Origin of the sequence: Nocardioides panacis, assembly GCF_019039255.1 — a bacterium.
In the GTDB taxonomy this organism is placed as follows: Bacteria; Actinomycetota; Actinomycetes; order Propionibacteriales; family Nocardioidaceae; genus Nocardioides_B; species Nocardioides_B panacis.
The window spans coordinates 2,636,548-2,653,707 of the sequence record NZ_CP077062.1 but is presented as its reverse complement, the minus strand read 5'-3'; the positions used below and the strand labels follow the sequence as shown (position 1 = coordinate 2,653,707).

Annotated in this window: 16 protein-coding genes and 1 tRNA gene; 8 read left to right on the top strand and 9 right to left on the bottom strand. The window is 73.7% G+C overall.

Translation table 11 applies throughout. From position 1 onward, the window contains the following. The first annotated feature begins 79 nt into the window (after nt 1–79). The 4 genes from KRR39_RS12880 to KRR39_RS12865 are packed head-to-tail and all read left to right on the top strand — an operon-like array spanning nt 80 to nt 3,871. Entirely contained in the window at nt 80–913 is an 834-nt protein-coding gene (locus KRR39_RS12880; protein WP_216937425.1) for an ABC transporter permease, read from the top strand. Continuing rightward, nucleotides 901–1,683 carry an ABC transporter ATP-binding protein gene (locus KRR39_RS12875; protein WP_216937423.1) on the top strand — a complete coding sequence of 261 codons (783 nt, stop codon included), beginning with the start codon at nt 901–903 and terminating at the stop codon, nt 1,681–1,683. The genes KRR39_RS12880 and KRR39_RS12875 overlap by 13 nt, the downstream gene beginning before the upstream one ends. Next, nucleotides 1,680–2,681 carry an ABC transporter substrate-binding protein gene (locus KRR39_RS12870; RefSeq protein WP_216937421.1) on the top strand — a complete coding sequence of 334 codons (1,002 nt, stop codon included), beginning with the start codon at nt 1,680–1,682 and terminating at the stop codon, nt 2,679–2,681. The genes KRR39_RS12875 and KRR39_RS12870 overlap by 4 nt, the downstream gene beginning before the upstream one ends. Nucleotides 2,682–2,695: 14 nt before the next feature. Further along, nucleotides 2,696–3,871, top strand: coding sequence for an LLM class flavin-dependent oxidoreductase (locus KRR39_RS12865; RefSeq protein ID WP_216937419.1), 1,176 nt, complete (start codon nt 2,696–2,698; stop codon nt 3,869–3,871). Between the two features lie 79 nt (nt 3,872–3,950). Here KRR39_RS12865 and egtD read toward each other — a convergent pair whose 3' ends face one another. The 4 genes from egtD to egtA are packed head-to-tail and all read right to left on the bottom strand — an operon-like array spanning nt 3,951 to nt 8,200. Then, nucleotides 3,951–4,910 (bottom strand): L-histidine N(alpha)-methyltransferase, encoded by a 960-nt coding sequence (gene egtD / locus KRR39_RS12860; protein WP_216937417.1) that lies wholly within the window; start codon nt 4,908–4,910, stop codon nt 3,951–3,953. After that, on the bottom strand, nt 4,907–5,644 hold the full coding sequence (gene egtC, locus KRR39_RS12855; protein WP_216937416.1) for an ergothioneine biosynthesis protein EgtC: 738 nt from the start codon (nt 5,642–5,644) through the stop codon (nt 4,907–4,909). The genes egtD and egtC overlap by 4 nt, the downstream gene beginning before the upstream one ends. Beyond that, complete coding sequence (gene egtB / locus KRR39_RS12850) at nt 5,637–6,983, bottom strand: ergothioneine biosynthesis protein EgtB (RefSeq protein ID WP_254185113.1); 1,347 nt, start codon at nt 6,981–6,983, stop codon at nt 5,637–5,639. Before egtB ends, egtC begins: the two co-directional genes overlap by 8 nt. Continuing rightward, nucleotides 6,980–8,200 (bottom strand): ergothioneine biosynthesis glutamate--cysteine ligase EgtA, encoded by a 1,221-nt coding sequence (gene egtA, locus KRR39_RS12845; protein WP_216937414.1) that lies wholly within the window; start codon nt 8,198–8,200, stop codon nt 6,980–6,982. The genes egtB and egtA overlap by 4 nt, the downstream gene beginning before the upstream one ends. Nucleotides 8,201–8,268: 68 nt before the next feature. Here egtA and KRR39_RS12840 point away from each other — a divergent pair, with 68 nt between their 5' ends. The 4 genes from KRR39_RS12840 (at nt 8,269) to KRR39_RS12825 (ending at nt 12,164) form a co-directional block, all read left to right on the top strand. Next, complete coding sequence (locus KRR39_RS12840) at nt 8,269–9,627, top strand: deoxyguanosinetriphosphate triphosphohydrolase (protein ID WP_436971979.1); 1,359 nt, start codon at nt 8,269–8,271, stop codon at nt 9,625–9,627. Then, on the top strand, nt 9,615–11,519 hold the full coding sequence (gene dnaG, locus KRR39_RS12835; RefSeq protein WP_216937412.1) for a DNA primase: 1,905 nt from the start codon (nt 9,615–9,617) through the stop codon (nt 11,517–11,519). The genes KRR39_RS12840 and dnaG overlap by 13 nt, the downstream gene beginning before the upstream one ends. Then, nucleotides 11,516–12,052, top strand: coding sequence for a hypothetical protein (locus KRR39_RS12830; protein WP_216937411.1), 537 nt, complete (start codon nt 11,516–11,518; stop codon nt 12,050–12,052). The genes dnaG and KRR39_RS12830 overlap by 4 nt, the downstream gene beginning before the upstream one ends. A gap of 39 nt (nt 12,053–12,091) precedes the next feature. Continuing rightward, nucleotides 12,092–12,164 (top strand) — tRNA-Asn (locus KRR39_RS12825). 58 nt (nt 12,165–12,222) lie between these two features. On the opposite strand, the gene KRR39_RS12820 is transcribed toward KRR39_RS12825, so the two are convergent. Genes KRR39_RS12820 through KRR39_RS12800 form a run of 5 tightly spaced genes read right to left on the bottom strand, consistent with a single transcriptional unit; the run spans nt 12,223 to nt 17,142 of the window. Continuing rightward, a complete protein-coding gene (locus KRR39_RS12820; protein WP_216937409.1) occupies nt 12,223–12,972 on the bottom strand; it encodes a PIG-L deacetylase family protein in 750 nt (249 codons plus the stop codon). Between the two features lie 33 nt (nt 12,973–13,005). Beyond that, on the bottom strand, nt 13,006–14,151 hold the full coding sequence (locus tag KRR39_RS12815; RefSeq protein ID WP_216937407.1) for a M15 family metallopeptidase: 1,146 nt from the start codon (nt 14,149–14,151) through the stop codon (nt 13,006–13,008). Next, complete coding sequence (locus KRR39_RS12810) at nt 14,148–14,903, bottom strand: hypothetical protein (protein WP_216937405.1); 756 nt, start codon at nt 14,901–14,903, stop codon at nt 14,148–14,150. Before KRR39_RS12810 ends, KRR39_RS12815 begins: the two co-directional genes overlap by 4 nt. After that, entirely contained in the window at nt 14,900–16,210 is a 1,311-nt protein-coding gene (locus KRR39_RS12805) for a hypothetical protein (RefSeq protein WP_216937403.1), read from the bottom strand. The genes KRR39_RS12810 and KRR39_RS12805 overlap by 4 nt, the downstream gene beginning before the upstream one ends. Further along, entirely contained in the window at nt 16,207–17,142 is a 936-nt protein-coding gene (locus tag KRR39_RS12800; protein ID WP_216937401.1) for a glycosyltransferase family 2 protein, read from the bottom strand. The genes KRR39_RS12805 and KRR39_RS12800 overlap by 4 nt, the downstream gene beginning before the upstream one ends. Nucleotides 17,143–17,160: the final 18 nt, after the last annotated feature.

The window sequence follows — 17,160 nt, the reverse complement described above, 5'->3', positions numbered from 1 at the left end:
GGCACGAGGACTGTAATTGTCTCACATTGTCGTGTGTCTTACTTGACTTAGTCCTATTAAGTCACCACGCTGGCTCGACATGACCACTCTCGTGCCCACGCAGCAGCTGGAGGACGCACGTCCCCCGGGGCCTGCGCGTGAACGTGTCCCGGCCCGGCGTCGAACCGCCCGGCTGTCCTGGCTGCGGCGCTGGGTCAGCCCGGTGCTGCTGCTCTGCCTGTGGCAGGCGCTCAGCAGCAGCGGCGTGCTTCCCGAGGAGAAGATCGCCTCGCCGATCCAGATCGCGGTCGCTGCCGGCGGCCTGGTCTCGGACGGCACGCTCGGGGCGGCCACCCTGGTCTCCGTGCAGCGGGTGCTCGTCGGCTTCGCCGTCGGCGCCTCCCTCGGGCTGGCGCTGTCCGTGGTCGCGGGCCTGAGCCGGATCGGCGAGGACGCCGTCGACCCGCCGATGCAGATGCTGCGCACCCTGCCGCACTTCGGCCTGATCCCGCTGTTCATCGTGTGGATGGGGATCGGCGAGATGCCGAAGATCGCGCTGATCGCGCTGGGGGTGACCTTCCCGCTCTACCTCAACACCTTCGCGGGCATCCGGAGCATCGACCGGAAGTTCCTCGAGGCGGCCAAGACGCTGCACTTCTCGCGCCGCCAGCAGCTGCGGCACGTCATCGTGCCCGGGGCGCTGCCCCAGGCGCTGGTGGGGCTGCGGCAGAGCCTCGGCGTCGCCTGGCTGTCGCTGATCGTCGCGGAGACGGTCAGCGCCTCCTCCGGCCTCGGCTACATGATCAACCAGGCCCGCGAGTTCCAGCAGACCGACGTGATCGTCGTCGGCCTCGCGGTCTACAGCCTGCTCGGCCTGCTCACCGACGCCCTCGTCCGCTCCGTCGAAAGGAGGGCGCTGTCATGGCGCTCGTAGACAACCGGACCCGGGGGACCGACACGGTCGCCCGGCTGTCCCGCCACAACCGCTCGTTCGGGTCGACCGCGGTGCTCCGCGAGGTCGACCTGGCCATCCGCCCCGGCGAGTTCCTCGCGCTGCTCGGCCGCAGCGGGTCCGGCAAGTCGACGCTGCTGCGCAGCCTGGCGGGCCTGGACCCGTCGCCGTCCGGCGAGGTCGTCGTCGACGGCCGCACCTCGGTGGCCTTCCAGGAACCCCGCCTGCTGCCCTGGCGGCGGGTGGGGGAGAACGTCGCCCTCGCCCTGCTGAACGGCGCCGCGTCGCGCCAGGAACGGCGGGAGCGGGCCCACGCGGCGCTCGAGGAGGTCGGGCTCACCGAGAAGATCGACGCCTGGCCGCTCTCGCTGTCCGGGGGACAGGCGCAGCGGGTCTCGCTGGCCCGGGCACTGGTCAGCGAGCCCGACCTGCTGCTGCTCGACGAGCCGTTCAGCGCGCTCGACGCACTGACCCGGATCGAGATGCACCGGCTCGTCGACCAGCTCTGGCGCCGGCACTCGCCGGCCGTCCTGCTGGTCACCCACGACGTCGACGAGGCGCTCACCCTCGCCGACCGCGTGCTGGTCCTCGACGAGGGACGCGTCGCCCGGGAGTGGCGGGTCGAGGTGCGCCGCGGCGCACGGACGCCGCAGCACCCGGAGATCGCCGAGGTGCGCGAGCAGGTGCTCGCCTCCCTCGGGGTGCACCACGAGACCACCACCCACCACGCACTGGAGACCGGGGCAGCATGAGAAACCGTTGGACCGTCCGCACCGCCCTCACCCTCACCGCTCTCGCGGCCCTGACCGCCTGCTCGTCGGCGTCGGGCAACGAGGAGGCCGTCCGCGAGGACGGCACCGTCGACCTGTCGAAGGTCACGCTGCGGGTCGGCGACCAGAAGGGCGGCTCGGAGGCGCTGCTGAAGGCGGCCGGCGAGGACGCCCGGCTGCCCTACAAGGTCAGCTGGCACTCCTTCACGTCCGGGCCGCCGCTGCTCGAGGCGCTCAACGCCGGCGCGATCGACCTCGGGGGCGTCGGCAACACGCCGCCGCTGTTCGCCGCCGCCGCGAAGAGCAAGATCACCGTCGTCTCCGGCGCCACGATGGGCGGCAAGGGTGACGCGATCGTCGTCCCGCAGGACTCGAAGCTCACCTCCGTCGCCCAGCTGAAGGGCAAGAAGGTGGCGGTCGCCGAGGGCAGCTCGGCGAACTACAACCTGCTCGCGCAGCTGGACGCCGTCGGCCTGTCCTACGACGACATCGACGTGCAGAACCTGCAGCCGGCCGACGCGCTGGCCGCCTTCACCAGCGGGCACGTGGACGCCTGGGCGATCTGGGACCCCTACACCTCCCAGGCCGAGCTGGAGTCCGGTGCGCGGGTGCTCGCCGACGGCTCGGGCAAGGTCAACGGGATGACGTTCCAGGCCGCGAACCCGGAGTCGGTCGACGACAAGGCGACCGCCGCGGCGATCAAGGACTACCTGGGCCGGCTCGCCCAGGCGCAGATCTGGTCGAACACGCACCGTGACGACTGGGCCAAGGTCTGGTCGGAGGAGACCGGGCTCTCGCCGGCGGTCACCACCAAGGCCGTCGACCGCCGGGTCGCCAAGCCGGTGAAGCTCGGCGCACCCGTCGTCGACTCCGAGCAGCAGATGGCCGACGCGTTCGCGGACGCCGACCTGCTGCCGAACCGGTTCGACGTCGGTGACTACTTCACGACGGCGTTCAACGACACCGTCCCCGCATCCTGAGGAGAGGCTCGACGATGAGCATCAAGCTGCACTGGTTCCTACCGACCACGGGCGACGCCCGCGGACTCGTCGGCGGCGGCGGAAGCGTCCCGTTGGGCGGCGGACGCCCCACCGACGGCGCCGGCTCGGCCCACCAGTTCCGGGAGCCGGACATCGAGTACCTCGCCTCGATCGCCCGGACCGCCGACCAGCTGGGCTTCGAGGGGGTGCTCACCCCCACCGGCACGTGGTGCGAGGACGCCTGGCTGGTCACCGCGGCGCTGATCCGGGAGACCAGGAACCTCAAGTTCCTGGTCGCGTTCCGGCCCGGCGTGACCTCCCCGACGCTGTCCGCTCAGATGGCCGCCGCCTTCCAGCGGATCTCCCGCGGCCGCCTGCTGCTCAACGTCGTGACCGGCGGCGACCCGACCGAGCAGAAGCGGTTCGGGGACCACCTCGGCCACGCCGAGCGCTACGCCCGCACCGACGAGTTCCTCTCCGTCGTGCGCGGGGCGTGGTCGCAGGCGCCGTACGACTTCGACGGGACGTACTACCAGATCGAGGGCGCCGAGATCCGCGGCACCATCGACCCGGTCCCCGACATCTACTTCGGCGGGTCCTCCGGGCCCGCGGGACCGGTCGCGGCCAAGCACGCGGACGTCTACCTCACCTGGGGCGAGCCCCCGGAGCAGGTCGCGGAGAAGGTCCGCTGGATCCGCGGGCTGGCCGAGGAGCAGGGCCGTACGGTGCGGTTCGGGCTGCGCATCCACACGCTGTCACGGGACACCAGCGAGCAGGCCTGGGCGCAGGCGCAGTGGCTGCTGGACGGCCTCGACCCGGCGACGATCGCCAAGGCCCAGCAGGCCCTCGCGGCCAGCGAGTCGGTGGGCCAGCAGCGGATGCGCTCCCTGCACGCCGGGCGTACGGCGTTCGCGTCGGCCCACGACCTCGAGGTCTCCCCGAACCTGTGGTCCGGCGTCGGCCTGGTGCGCGGCGGGGCCGGGACCGCGCTGGTCGGCAGCCACCAGGAGGTCGCCGACCGGATCGAGGAGTACCACCGGATCGGCATCGACGAGTTCATCCTCTCCGGCTACCCGCACGTCGAGGAGGCCTACTGGTTCGCGGAGGGCGTCATGCCCGTCCTGCGGGCCAAGGGCATCTACGGCACCCAGAGCCCGGACCAGGCCGCCCGCCTCACGCGGAGCGCCTGACCAACCAGCCGGGGGAGGGGCCGGACGGACCTCGGGGGTCCGGCCGGCCCCGTTCTGGTCTCCGCGAGACTGCCCGGGCTCAGGCGGTCGCCAGCGAGAGCGCGAAGTCGCCGGCCGTGTCGGTCCACCAGTGCGCGAGCCGCAACCCGGCCCCGGTCAGCTCGGCCGCGACCCGCGGCTCGGTGAACTTCGCGGAGACCTCCGTGCGCATCTCCTCGCCGTCCGCGAAGTCGACGCTCAGGTCCAGCGCACGTACGTCGACCCGCTGCTCGCCGCGGGACCGCAGCCGCATCTCGATCCACTTGCGCTCGGCGTCCCACACGGCGACGTGCTCGAAGCGGTCGACGTCGAAGGTGCCCCCGAGCTCGCGGTTGACCACGTGCAGCACGTTGAGGTCGAACGCCGCGGTGACGCCCGCCGTGTCGTCGTAGGCCCGGACCAGCCGCTCCGGGTCCTTGACCAGGTCGGTGCCGAGCAGCAGCGCGTCACCGGGCTGCAGGGTCTCGCCCAGCGAGGCCAGGAACGCGGCCCGGTGCTCGGGCTCGAAGTTGCCGATGGTGCCGCCGAGGAACGCCACCAGCCGCGGACCGTCGGAGGGCAGCAGGTGCAGGTGCCGCTCGAAGTCCGCGACCACGCCGTGCACGTCGAGGCCGGGGTAGTCCGCGACCAGGCCGGGCATCGCCCACTCGATCGCGTCCGCGCTGACGTCGACGGGCACGTAGGACTCCAGGGAGCCGATGCGGCGCAGCGCCCGCAGCAGCAGGTGGGTCTTCTCCGAGGAGCCCGACCCCAGCTCGACGAGGGTGCGGGCCTTGGTGACGTCGGCGATCTCGTCGGCGCGCTCGGCGAGGATCGTCGCCTCGGCGCGGGTCTGGTAGTACTCCGGCAGCCGGGTGATGTCCTCGAACAGCTCGCTGCCCTGGCCGTCGTAGAAGTACTTCGGCGGCAGCGTCTTGGGCGTCGAGGTCAGGCCCGCGCGGACGTCGGCGCGCAGGGAGGCGGCCAGGTCCGCGGGCGTGAGGTGGCGGTCGATCGTCATGCGAGCTCCTCGATCGGGGTCTCGGTGAGGCCCTCGGGCCCCACGTGTACGGCGGTCAGGTCGGCCACCTCGCGCCAGCCGGGGTCGTCGTCGTGCGGCTCGGAGGCGATCACCGTGCCGTCGGAGGTGGCCAGCACGTGCATCGGCTCCCCGACCACCACACCGGCCACCGAGGTGCCGTCGGAGGCGAGCATGGTGAGCCGCCCCCCGCCGTGCCCGAGCACGGCCCGCGCGGCGCCGGCCAGGCCGACGGCCAGCGGCTGACCGGCCTGCCAGCGGGCAAGGGCCAGGCCGAACAGCAGCGCGGAGTCGACGCCGACCCGGGTGTCCGGGACGTCGGCCGCCTGCGCTGCGAGGGCCTTGCGGGCCGTGGTCCAGTCGTGCAGGCGGCCGTTGTGGCTGAACAGCCAGCGGTCGTGGGTGAACGGTGCGGCGGCCCCCTCGTCGGCCGACGTGCCGGCCGTCGCGGAGCGGACCGCGGCCACCGCGCAGGACGTCGCGACGGTCGGCGCCAGCGAGGCGAAAGACGCGTCGGTCCAGATCGGCTGGGCCCTCCGGTAGCGCACCGGCTCGACGCGGTCGACGTACCAGCCGACGCCGAAGCCGTCGACGTTGACCGTGCCGTGCCGCTGCTGCCGGGGCGCCCAGGACTGCTCGTAGAGCGCGTGCTCCGGGGCGATGACCAGCGACGCGAGGGTGCGGGGGACACCGAGGTAGGCCAGGTGCCTACACACCGCGGGCCGTCCGGAAGCCGGAGAAGATCTGCCGGCGGATCGGGTGGTCCCAGTTGCGGAACGTGGTCCGGCAGGCCAGCGGGTCGGTGGCCCAGCAGCCGCCGCGGAGCACCTTGTAGCCCTGGTCGAAGAAGACCTCGGAGTACTCCCTGTAGGGGAACGACCGGAAGCCGGGGTAGCCGGTGAAGTCCGACCCGGTCCACTCCCACACGTCGCCGATCATCTGCAGCGCGCCGCTCGGCGAGGCGCCGGCGGGGAAGGACCCGGACGCGACCGGGTGGTAGCGGGACTGCCCGAGGTTGGCGTGCTCCTCGGTCGGGTCGTCCTCGCCCCACGGGTAGCGGGTCTTGGTGCCGGTCGCGGGGTCCCAGGAGGCGGCCTTCTCCCACTCGGCCTCCGTCGGCAGCCGCCGACCGGCCCACCGGGCGTAGGCGTCCGCCTCGAACCAGCAGACGTGCTGCACCGGCTCGTCGTCGGGCAGCGGCTCGACCCGCGCGAAGCGCCGCCGCAGCCAGGTGCCGCCCTCGCGGAACCAGAACGCGGGAGCGCGCTTGCCGGACTCGCAGCGCCAGCGCCAGCCGGCCGGGCTCCACAGCCGCTCGTCGTCGTAGCCGCCGGCCTCCACGAACGCGCGGTAGGCGGCGTTCGACACCGGCACCGTGTCGATGGCGTACGACGCCACGTCGACCTGGTGGGCGGGCCGCTCGTTGTCCAGGGACCAGCTGTCGGTCGACGTCCCCATCGTGAACGGGCCGGCGGGCACCCGCACCTCGGCGGACCGGACCAGCGCGGCCGGCGCCGGCAGGTCGTCGGTGGCGGGGAACACGGGGTCGCCGCGGCGCAGCTGGTGGGTGGCGAGCATCGTCTCGTCGTGCTGGTGCTCGTGCTGGAGGACCATGCCGAACACGAAGCCCGCGTCGAGCAGCTCGCGGCCCGGGTCGAGGGTGAGCGCGTCGAGGGCGTCGAGCACCCGGCGGCGGACCTGGCCGATGTAGTCGCCGGCCTCGCCGGGCTTCAGCAGCGGCAGCGTCGGGCGGGTAGCGCGCGGGTGCTCGAACGCGTCGTACACGTCGTCGAGCTCGGGGCGCAGCGCCGCGCCGCCCGCGGCCTCCCGCAGCAGCCACTGCTCCTCGTAGTTGCCGATGTGCGCGAGGTCCCAGACCAGCGGCGACATCAGCCGGGAGTGCTGGGCCAGCAGCTCGCCGTCGTCGAGGGTGCCGGTGGTCAGGTCGAGGCTGCGCCGGCGGCTGCGCTCGAGCTCGTCGGCGACGTACTGCTTGAGCGCGTCCGCGTCGTGCGCGGACGGGCGCCCGGGGCGGGCGTCGGGCAGGGTGCTCACGAGTCCTCCAGGTCGGGGTCGTCGGGGTCGTCGGCCGGGCTGCGGCCGCGGGAGACGTAGCGGTCGCGGAACGCGCGGACCAGCGCGACCAGGGCCGGGTCCTCGGCGCTGCGCCCCATGGCGGGCAGCGCGGCGTCGAAGCAGGCCAGCGCCGCGTCCTGCAGGCCGGGGGAGGCCAGCCCGTCGCGGGCCGCGGACTCCCAGTCGTCCAGGCCGGCGCAGGCCCGCTCGGCCACCGCGGAGGCGACCGGGTCGTCGAGCAGCGCGGTGAGCACGGCGACCGGCACCGGCCACCACCGCCACGGCTGCGCGTCGAGGTAGCGGACCTCGAACCAGCCGCGGGGCCGCACCGGCGGGAACAGCGTGGTCATGTGCACCGCGAGGTCGTCGGGGGTGGGCTGCTCGTCGTCCTCGAGCCAGGCGCGGAACGTGCGGCCCGGCTGGGCGGTCCAGTCGCCGGACTCGCGGCGCTCCAGCATCAGCGGGGCGTCGAGCACGTAGTCGGCCCAGGCCGTCACCGGGTCCTCGCCGGGCGGCACCGCGGTGCGCTGCTGGTCGAGGTGCTGCCAGACCCGCTGCCGGCCGGACTTCCAGCCGGTGTCCCCGCCGGCGTGCACCGGGGAGTTGGCGAAGGCCGCGACCATCGTCGGGCCGACGGTGTGCAGCAACCGCCAGCGCCGGGTGCCGTCGGCCGCGTCGTGCCCGATGTCGAGGTTGACCTGCAGGGCCGCGGTGCTGGTCATCATCACCGGCCCCATCTCGGCGCTGTCGGCTCCGGCGGACGCGAAGTAGGCGGCCATCGCGTCGTAGCGGGGATGGACGACCTGCCGGCGCGGGGGCCGGTGCGGGTCGATCGCGGTGGGGAGCAGCCGGATGCCGGCGGCGGCGAGCGGCCGGCGCACGTGCTCGGCGTCCTCGGAGAGGGCCTGCCAGCACGCGGTGGCGCCGGGGAAGGCCGGCGAGCTGAGCTCGAGCTGGCCTCCCGGCTCGTAGGTGACCGAGCTCCCGCGCGGCGGCGGGCCGACGGCGTCGAGCAGGTCACGGAGCAGCGGGATCGGCACGGCGTCGGTGGGGTCGTCCTCGAAGGCGACCAGCCACTCCAGCTCGGTGCCGACGAGCCCGGGTGGTCCGGTCTTGAAGCACACGCGTTCGACGAACCCGCGGACGGCGGCGCAGTCGACCAGCCGCTCGGAGGTGTCGCGTCCCAGGATGGTCATGCGCTCGAGCCTAACCACACCCTCCGACAGTGCGCACCCGTCGGCGCCCGGCAGTAGGGTCGGCCCCGATGAGGTCGACGGGTGAGTACGACGAGCACGCGCGCGCACGCTGGGTGGACGAACCGCCCAAACGTGCCGCGCCGCACGGCCGCACGCCCTTCGAGCGCGACCGGGCCCGTCTGGTCCACTCCGCCGCCCTGCGTCGCCTCGCCGCGAAGACCCAGGTGGTGGGTCCGCAGACCGACGACTTCGTCCGCAACCGGCTCACCCACACGCTCGAGGTCGCCCAGGTGGCCCGCGACCTGGGCCGCACGCTCGGCTGCGACCCGGACATCGTGGAGACCGCGGCGCTGGCCCACGACCTGGGGCACCCGCCCTTCGGCCACAACGGCGAGCGGGCGCTCGACGAGGTCAGCGCGGCGTGCGGCGGCTTCGAGGGCAACGCGCAGACCCTGCGGATCCTGACCCGGCTGGAGGCCAAGACCTTCGGCCCCGCGGGCCGCTCGGTGGGGCTGAACCTGACCCGGGCCACGCTCGACGCCAGCACGAAGTACCCCTGGCCCCGCGGCGGCGCCCACGACCCGCACGGCTCGCACGCCGACGGCACCCTCCGGGCGGTCAAGAAGTTCGGGGTGTACGACGACGACCTGCCGGTCTTCGACTGGCTGCGCGAGGGCGTCGAGGACCGCCGCCGCTGCGTCGAGGCGCAGGTGATGGACCTCGCCGACGACGTCGCCTACTCCGTGCACGACCTCGAGGACGGCATCGTCTCGGGCAAGATCGAGCTGGCCTGGCTGACCGACGCGGGGGAGCGCGCCGACGTCTGGGCGACCGTGCGCGACTGGTACCTCCCCGACGTGGTCGACGACGAGATGGACGCCGCGATGCGGCTGCTCCAGGAGATGGTCACCTGGCCGCGCACGCCGTACGACGGCAGCCGGCGGGCCCTGGCCTCGCTCAAGGACCTGACCAGCGCGCTGATCGGGCTGTTCTGCACGCAGGTCCGCGACGCCACCATCGAGAAGTACGGCGACCGCCCCCCTGACCCGCTACGCCGCCGACGTGGTGGTCCCGCGCGAGACCGAGACCGCGGTCGCCGCCCTCAAGGGGGTGGCCGCGCACTACGTGATGCGCGCCGACGACCGGGTCGCGGTGCTGCACCGCCAGCGGGAGGTGGTCACCGAGCTGGTCGCGCTGCTGCGGATGCGGGGCCCCGAGTCGCTGATGCCGGTGTTCCGGGCCGACTTCGAGGCCGCGGACAGCGACGCGGCCCGGCTGCGGGTGGTCGTGGACCAGGTCGCCTCGCTCACCGACGCCTCCGCCGTCGACTGGCACGCCCGGCTCGGCTGACCCGTGTGCACAGCCCGCTCCCGCGCCGGTGCTGCCCGCCCGGGCGGCACGTAGACTCACCGCCGTGGCAGGGCTGATCCGGGACGAGGACATCGCGGTCGTGCGCGAGCGCGCCCGGATCGACGAGGTGGTCTCGGACTACGTCACCCTCAAGCACGCCGGCGGCGGCTCCCAGAAGGGCCTGTGCCCCTTCCACGACGAGAAGTCGCCGTCCTTCAACGTGAACCCGAGCCGCGGATTCTTCCATTGCTTCGGCTGCGAGGAAGGCGGCGACGTGATCGCCTTCCTGATGAAGATCGACGGCCTGTCGTTCGCCGAGTCGGTGGAGCGGCTCGCCGACAAGTACGGCGTCCAGCTGCGCTACCAGGAGGGCAGCGACCGTCCCCAGAAGCGGGACACCAACCTCCGGCCCCGGATGCTCGAGGCGCACAAGGTCGCCCAGGTCTACTACGCCGAGCAGCTCGCCACGGCCGAGGCGCGGCAGGCCCGGGAGTTCCTGACCGGCCGCGGGTTCGACAAGGACGCGGCCGAGAAGTTCGGCGTCGGCTTCGCGCCGCGCGGCGGCGAGGACCTCTACAAGTACCTCCGCCAGAAGGGCTTCGCCGACGCCGAGCTGGTCACCGGCGGGCTCGTGGGGCAGGGTCAGCGCGGGCACTACGACCGGTTCCGCGGGCGGCTGCTGTGGCCGATCCGGGAGACCAACGGCGACACGATCGGCTTCGGGGCGCGGCGGATCTTCGACGACGACCGGATCGAGGCGAAGTACCTCAACACCTCCGAGACGCCGATCTACAAGAAGAGCCACGTGCTCTACGGCATCGACCTGGCCCGCCGCGACATCGCGCGCGCCTCGCAGGCGGTCGTCGTGGAGGGCTACACCGACGTGATGGCCTGCCACCTGTCCGGCGTGCCCACCGCCGTCGCCACCTGCGGCACCGCGTTCGGCGACGACCACAGCCGCGTGCTGCGCCGGCTGCTGCAGGACCACGACGAGTTCCGCGGCGAGGTGATCTTCACCTTCGACGGCGACTCGGCCGGCCAGAAGGCGGCGCTGCGGGCGTTCGAGGGCGACCAGAACTTCGCCGGCCAGACGTACGTCGCGGTGGAGCCCACCGGCCTCGACCCGTGCGACCTGCGGCTCCAGCAGGGCGACGCGGCGGTGCGCGAGCTGGTGGCCCGCCGGATCCCGCTGTACCGCTTCGTGCTCGGCAACGTCGTCTCGCGCTACGACCTGGACCGGGCGGACGGCCGGGTCGACGCGCTGCGCGAGGCCGCCAAGCTGGTCTCCGCGATCCGCGACCGGTCCAAGGTCGAGGCGTTCTCCCGCGAGCTGTCCGGGATGGTCGGCGTCGACATCGAGGAGGCGCGCACCGAGGTGCGCCGCGCGGCGAGCCGTCCCGCCGAGGCGCAGCGGACCCGGCCCGAGGACCGTCGCGCCGCGGCCGCCGAGCCGGCGCCGGAGCGGCCCGCCGCGCCGCCGCTGCCGGACCTGCGCGACCCCCGGTTCGCGCTCGAGCGGGAGACGCTCAAGCTCGTCGTCCAGCACCCCGAGGCCGTCGGCCGGATGGCCAAGGACGTGGACGCCGCCGACTTCACGCACCCCACCTTCCGCGCGGTCTGGGAGGCGGTCACCGGCTGCGGCGGCCCGGCCAGCGCGCCCGGCGCCGAGGTCTGGGTCGCCAAGCTGCGCGACGTGCTGGAGGACCCGGCGGCCGTGACCGCGCTGTCCGCGCTGGCCGTCGAGCCGCTGCTGTCCAGCAAGGAGCCCACGACGGCGTACGTCGCGGCCCACGTGTTCCGGCTGCAGGAGATCACCGCGATGCGCCGGATCAACGACCTCAAGTCCCGGCTGCAGCGCACCAACCCGGTCGAGCACGCCGGCGAGTACAACAAGATGTTCGGCGAGCTGGTCGCCCTCGAGCAGCACCGCCGCACGCTCCGCGAGAAGGCGATCGGCGGCGAGGGGTGAGGTCTCCGTTCCCGCGGGCCGCGAAGGTGCCCGCCGACGTGCTGGGGCGCGCGGACCTGCCGCGCGGCGACCGGGTGCTCGCGCACACGCAGGCCGCCGACGGCTCCTGGCTGCTCGGCACCCGCGACGCCCTGGTGCTGGTGCCCGGCGACGCGGCCCAGCCGGGCGTCCGGCTGCCGTGGGAGCAGGTCGAGACCGCCGACTGGGACCGCGACGAGGAGCGGCTCCGGGTCGCCGAGGTCGGCGAGTTCGGCCAGCCCCGCAGGGTGCACGAGGTCACGATCGCCGACCCGGGACGGCTGCTGCAGCTGGTCCGCGAACGGGTGACCGCGAGCGTGCTGCTGCAGCGCCGGATCAGCCTGCCCGGCTCGCGGAAGGGCCTGATGGTGGTCGCCCGCCGGTCGCCGCACCGCGACGGGGAGATCAGCTGGGCGGTGGAGTACGACGTCGGCGTCGACCCCGCGGATCCGGCCGTCGTGGAGGCCGCGGAGGCGGCTCTGCGCGGCGCGCGCGAAGAGGTCGGCCCGATTTAGCGGCAGGCGGCCGTCCTTGCTAACATCGGTCGCGCACGATCCCCTGTAGCTCAATTGGCAGAGCATTCGGCTGTTAACCGGAGGGTTATTGGTTCGAGTCCAATCGGGGGAGCTGCAGCAGAGGGCCTGGTCGCGTCAGCGGCACAGGCCCTCTCTCCTTGTCCGGGTCGCTACTCGCCCCAGCCCATCGGGAACACCTCGAACCCGACGGCGTGCGGGACGCCGAGCCGCTGGCCGGTCGCCCGCGACATGCCCTCGAGGAACTCCGCGGGGTCGAAGTCCTGCCAGCCCAGCCCCTTGATGTAGGCCTGGTGCGCGCGCAGGGACGTGACGCCGACGTCGAAGGTGTCGGTGATGTCGACGGCGTGGGTCGCGTCGGGGGAGCCGGCGCACCAGACCTCCCGGACGCCGCCCCACGGGTCCCGGCCACCGACGAGCTGGTCGCTGAACACCCAGCGGTTGCCGGCGTCGCGCACGGCGTCCAGGACCGCCTTGCCGGTCGCGACGTGGTCGGCCTGGTTGAGGTTCCGGCCGCCCCACGTGTCGCGGAAGTTGTTGGTGATCACGATGTCCGGGCGGTGCAGCCGGACCTCCTCGGCGATCGCGCGGCGCAGCGGGACGCCGTACTCCAGGATGCCGTCGGGCAGCCCGAGGAAGTCCACCTCGTCGACGCCGACGATGCGCGCGGACTCCACCTGCTCGGCCTCGCGGACCTCGCGGCACTCGTCGGGGGTCATCCCGTCGATGCCGGCCTCGCCGCTGGTGACCATGCAGTAGACGACCTGCTTGCCCTGCTTGGTCCAGCGGGCGACCGCCGCGGCGCCCCCGAACTCCAGGTCGTCGGGGTGCGCGACCACGCACAGCGCGCGCTCCCAGTCCTCGGTGAGCGGCTCGAGCGGGACGGGTGCGGGTTCGGTCATGCCCCCGAGCATGGCACCCCCGCCGGGACCGCGTCAGCCCCCGTTGGAGGAGAAGTGCTGGTAGTCCGGATGGCTCCAGCGAGCGCCCCAGGGCCAGCCGAGCCGTCGCATCGTGCCGGCCAGCACGCCGCCGCTGGTGATCATCCCGGTGCGCACGTGCCGCCGGTCCAGGTAGGTCCGCGCGAACCCGGGGAAGACCCGGCTGCCCACGACGTACGGGTTGCGCACGGTGTTGATGTCGATGGCGTTGCCGTAGGAGTGCTGGGAGACGCGGTAGGGGTTGCCGGTCACCGGGCGGCAGTTGAACGCCGAGGTGTTGTCGGCGCGCATCGCGGCCAGGTCGGACTGCGTGGGGGTACGTCGCCCGCCGGCGTAGAACGTGTCCGAGGGCCGCATCGACCGCAGCGGGAAGCGGGCCGCGAACGACTTCGTGAAGACCTTCACCAGGTCCGGCACGGCGGAGGCGCGGACGACGAGCGTGCCGCGGCCCACCACCCGGCCGTAGGTCCACCGGTTCAGGGTGATCCGGCGCAGCCCGCTCGGGGCCACCGGGCAGCCGGGCCGGTAGGACCAGCGCACGTCGCGAGCCGACAGCGGCCCGGACACGGAGACGTCGACACGGGCGACCACGGTGCGGGTGAGCCGGCCGCTCACGGCGCGCCGCCGGTCACCCCAGGTGGCGACGGCGCGGAGGACCTGGCGCCCGGGAGCGTCGGTCGTGAACGGCACCGACCAGGCTCCGGAGGCGTCGACGCGGTCCTTCTTCCCGGCCACCCAGCGCTTGCCGGACAGCCGCTGCACGACGACGTCGACCGGTCCGGGGGTCACCACGTTCACCGAGCCGCGGACGGCGTAGGACCGGAGTGCCACCACCTGGCCCGGCAGGGTGATGCTGACCCGGCGGGTCGCGGGCGGTGGGGTCGGCGTCGGCGTCGGCGTCGGCGTCGGCGTCGGGGTGGGGGTGGGGGTGGGCGTCGGCGTGGGCGTCGGAGTGGGCGTCGGAGTGGGCGTGGGAGTCGCCGTGGGGGTGTCGGTCGCCGACGGGGGATCCGTCGGCGTCGGGTCGGTGCCGTCGGCCCGGGCGGTGCCGCCCTCGCCCAGCGCGGCCAGCGCCAGCACGAGCGTCGCGACGGCCAGCCGGCGGCCGGCCCGGGGACGCGAGGATCGGTGCGGGGTCACGAGCGGAAGGCCTCCACGAGTCGGCGGTTCTGGCGGGCGGTCAGCGCGTCGCCGCCCTGGACGGCGAGCAGCACGACGGTGTCCCGGTCGAGCACCGCGAGCTCGCGGTAGGGGTCCGAGCGGGGCGTGCGGACCGACGTCAGGGCGCCGCTGGCGGGAACGTCCAGGTCGGTGACCAGCGGGCCGATCGCCGGGCTCCCCGAGCGACCGACGCAGGCCTGCAGGTCGGCGGCACGACCGTAGAAGAACGCCCTGGCCGTGGGGACGTCGGCGAACTTCGCGCGGACCGCGACGACCCGCCGGGCGCCGTACGCGTAGTCGACCTCGAGCGCGTGCCGGGGCGGGGACACCGGCGCGGACCGGTCGCAGCCGAAGGGGACCGCGGTCTGCACGATCTCCTCGGGGCGGCGGGCCAGCGCCGGCGTGCCGTTGCCGGCGTAGCCCTCCTCGGCGTCACCGGGGTCGACGGCGTAGCGCCAGCCCGGTCCGAGGCGCCTCGGGGCGGGGAACGAGCGCTTCGACAGCGGCCCCGAGGAGGTGGCGGGCTCGTCCATCGAGCCGGCCGAGGGGGCGTCGGTGCTGCTCGGGCCGGTCGAGGTCGCGGGAGCGGCCGGGGTCGCGGGCGTGGGAGCAGGCCGGTCCGTCGTACCCTCGGCCGCGGGGGTGTCGGTCGTGCCCGACGAGGTGCACCCGACCAGCGGCAGCAGGGCGGCGCACAGCGACGCTGCCGCCCACCGCCCGACCCGAGTCACGGGACGAGGGTAAAGGACGTGCGTGGGTTTTCGAGGCCCGACGTCCCGGGGCGCGTGCCGGCGGCCAGCACGCAGGCGGCCACCGCGATGCCGATCGAGGTCGGCACGTTGCGGTAGACGAAGATGTCGTGGATCTGGGAGTGGTTGCTGAGCACGAGCATCCAGACCACCGCGATCAGCGACGGCGCCGCGAGCACCGCGGCCGCCAGCAGGCGGCCGGGACCGAAGCGTCGCCAGGCGAGGGCCAGCGAGACGACCACGGCGACCAGGGCGGCGCCGAGCACCAGCTCCGGCATCACCGGCACCGCCAGCCAGGTCCGGCCGTTCTTGAGCACGGCCGCGCCGAAGGTGTGGCTGACCGTGCCGAAGTCGCCGTCGATGCGGAACTTCGCGATGTTGGTCACCACGTCCATCGTGTGGCGCCAGCCGAGGAACACCGCGGTGATCAGCCAGCGGCTGACCCAGGTAACGACGTAGGCGACGGTCCACACTGCCGAGACGGTCACGCCGGTGACCAGGGCGTCGCGGACCGAGGCGGTCCGCCGGTAGGCCAGGGCGGCCGTGACCGCCGCGGTCAGCGCGAGCGGGATCGTCGGGGTGGTGAGCAGGTCGACGAAGTTGAACACGGCGGCCGACGCGGCCACGGCGTACAGCACGGACCAGCCGCGCTCCCTGGCCGCGGCCCAGGTCACGAACGCGACGCCGCCGAAGATCACCGCCAGGCTGATCGCGTGGCTGAAGGCGTTCGCGGGCACCGTCAGCACGTTGGAGGACAGCAGCAGCGGGGCGAGCAGCGCCAGCGTGTACGGCGTGCCGAGCGCGCGCGACAGCGTCATCGCCATCGTCAGCAGGGCCAGCCCGAACAGCCCGCCCGCGACCAGCCGCATGGCGTCCATGCCGCCGAGCGCGAGGACCGGGCGGGTCAGCACGGTGTAGCCGGCCCAGTAGCGGAAGTACTCCTGCGGGTGGTCGACGCGCTGCCCGCGGTGCAGGGTCACGAGCTGCCGGGTGCCCTCGGTGCAGCTCTCCAGCCGCGGCATGCGGATCGCCCGGTCGAACGCCGAGGTCGTCGGCAGCCCCAGCCCGGTGCCCGCCGCGACGCAGTCGGTGAAGCTGGTCGCCCGGCCGCCCTGGCCGTCCGGCTGGCCGCTGGGCCCGTAGGCGCCGCTGCGGGCGTCGGCGCTGAGCCGGTCCACGATCGGCTTGTCCGGGACCGCCGCGCCGACCACGAGCAGGCCGACGAACAGCAGCTGGAGGAGCACCACGAGCACGAGCAGGCGGGCCCCCAGCCGCACCAGCGGCCTCACTTGTGCTCCGGCGGCGGGAACCGCAGGTAGGCGAGGCGGGCGCCCTCGTCGCGCACCCGGCGGTTCGCCTCGAGCAGCATGCCCATGATCAGCGCGAGCACGGCGATGACGGCGATCGACGAGGCCAGGATCGCGGTCGGGAAGCGGCGCACCAGCCCGGTGTCGAAGTACTCCAGGATCACCGGCAGGCCGAGCACCAGCGAGACCAGCGCGAGCACCACGGCGACCGCGGCGTGGAACGGCTGGGGGCGCTCGTAGCGCGCCAGGCGCAGGATCAGCCCCAGGATCCTGAACCCGTCGTGGTAGGTCCGCAGCTTGCTCTCGCTGCCCGGCGGGCGGTCCTTGAAGCCGACCTCGACGTAGACCGTCGGCACCCGCAGGCCCACCGAGTGCACGGTCATCTCGGTCTCCACCTCGAAGCCGCGCGAGCGCACCGGGAAGGACTTCACGAAGCGCTCGGACAGCACCCGGTAGCCGGTGAGCATGTCCTGGACCGGTTCGCCGAACAGCCGGCTGACGACGGCGTTGAAGAAGCTGTTGCCGCTCGCGTGTCCCGGCCGGTACGCCGAGGCGCCGTCCTCGCGCCGGACGCCCACGACCTGGTCGTAGGGCCCCGAGTGCAACAGCGCGATCATCCCGGGCAGCGCGGACACGTCGTAGGTGTCGTCGCCGTCGATCAGCACGAACACGTCGGCCTGCAGGTCGCCGAACGCCCGGCGGACCACGTTGCCCTTGCCGCGACGGGTCTCGTGGCGCACCACCGCGCCCGCCTCGGCGGCCCTCTCGACCGTCCGGTCGGTGCTGCCGTTGTCGAAGACGTAGACCGTGATGCCGGGGACCGCGGCGATCAGGTCGCGGACCACGGCGCCGACCGTGGCCTCCTCGTCCAGGCAGGGGACGATGGCGACGACGGTCGTGGAGGAGTCGGGCACCCAGGGAGCGTAACGACC

What these genes read in the sequence shown, in the direction of transcription:
- KRR39_RS12880 (WP_216937425.1), top strand. Translation starts at nt 80, where the DNA reads ATGACCACTCTCGTGCCCACGCAGCAGCTGGAGGACGCACGTCCCCCG.
- KRR39_RS12875 (WP_216937423.1), top strand. Translation starts at nt 901, where the DNA reads ATGGCGCTCGTAGACAACCGGACCCGGGGGACCGACACGGTCGCCCGG.
- KRR39_RS12870 (WP_216937421.1), top strand. Translation starts at nt 1,680, where the DNA reads ATGAGAAACCGTTGGACCGTCCGCACCGCCCTCACCCTCACCGCTCTC.
- KRR39_RS12865 (WP_216937419.1), top strand. Translation starts at nt 2,696, where the DNA reads ATGAGCATCAAGCTGCACTGGTTCCTACCGACCACGGGCGACGCCCGC.
- egtD (WP_216937417.1), bottom strand. Translation starts at nt 4,910, where the DNA reads ATGACGATCGACCGCCACCTCACGCCCGCGGACCTGGCCGCCTCCCTG.
- egtA (WP_216937414.1), bottom strand. Translation starts at nt 8,200, where the DNA reads ATGACCATCCTGGGACGCGACACCTCCGAGCGGCTGGTCGACTGCGCC.
- KRR39_RS12840 (WP_436971979.1), top strand. Translation starts at nt 8,269, where the DNA reads ATGAGGTCGACGGGTGAGTACGACGAGCACGCGCGCGCACGCTGGGTG.
- KRR39_RS12820 (WP_216937409.1), bottom strand. Translation starts at nt 12,972, where the DNA reads ATGACCGAACCCGCACCCGTCCCGCTCGAGCCGCTCACCGAGGACTGG.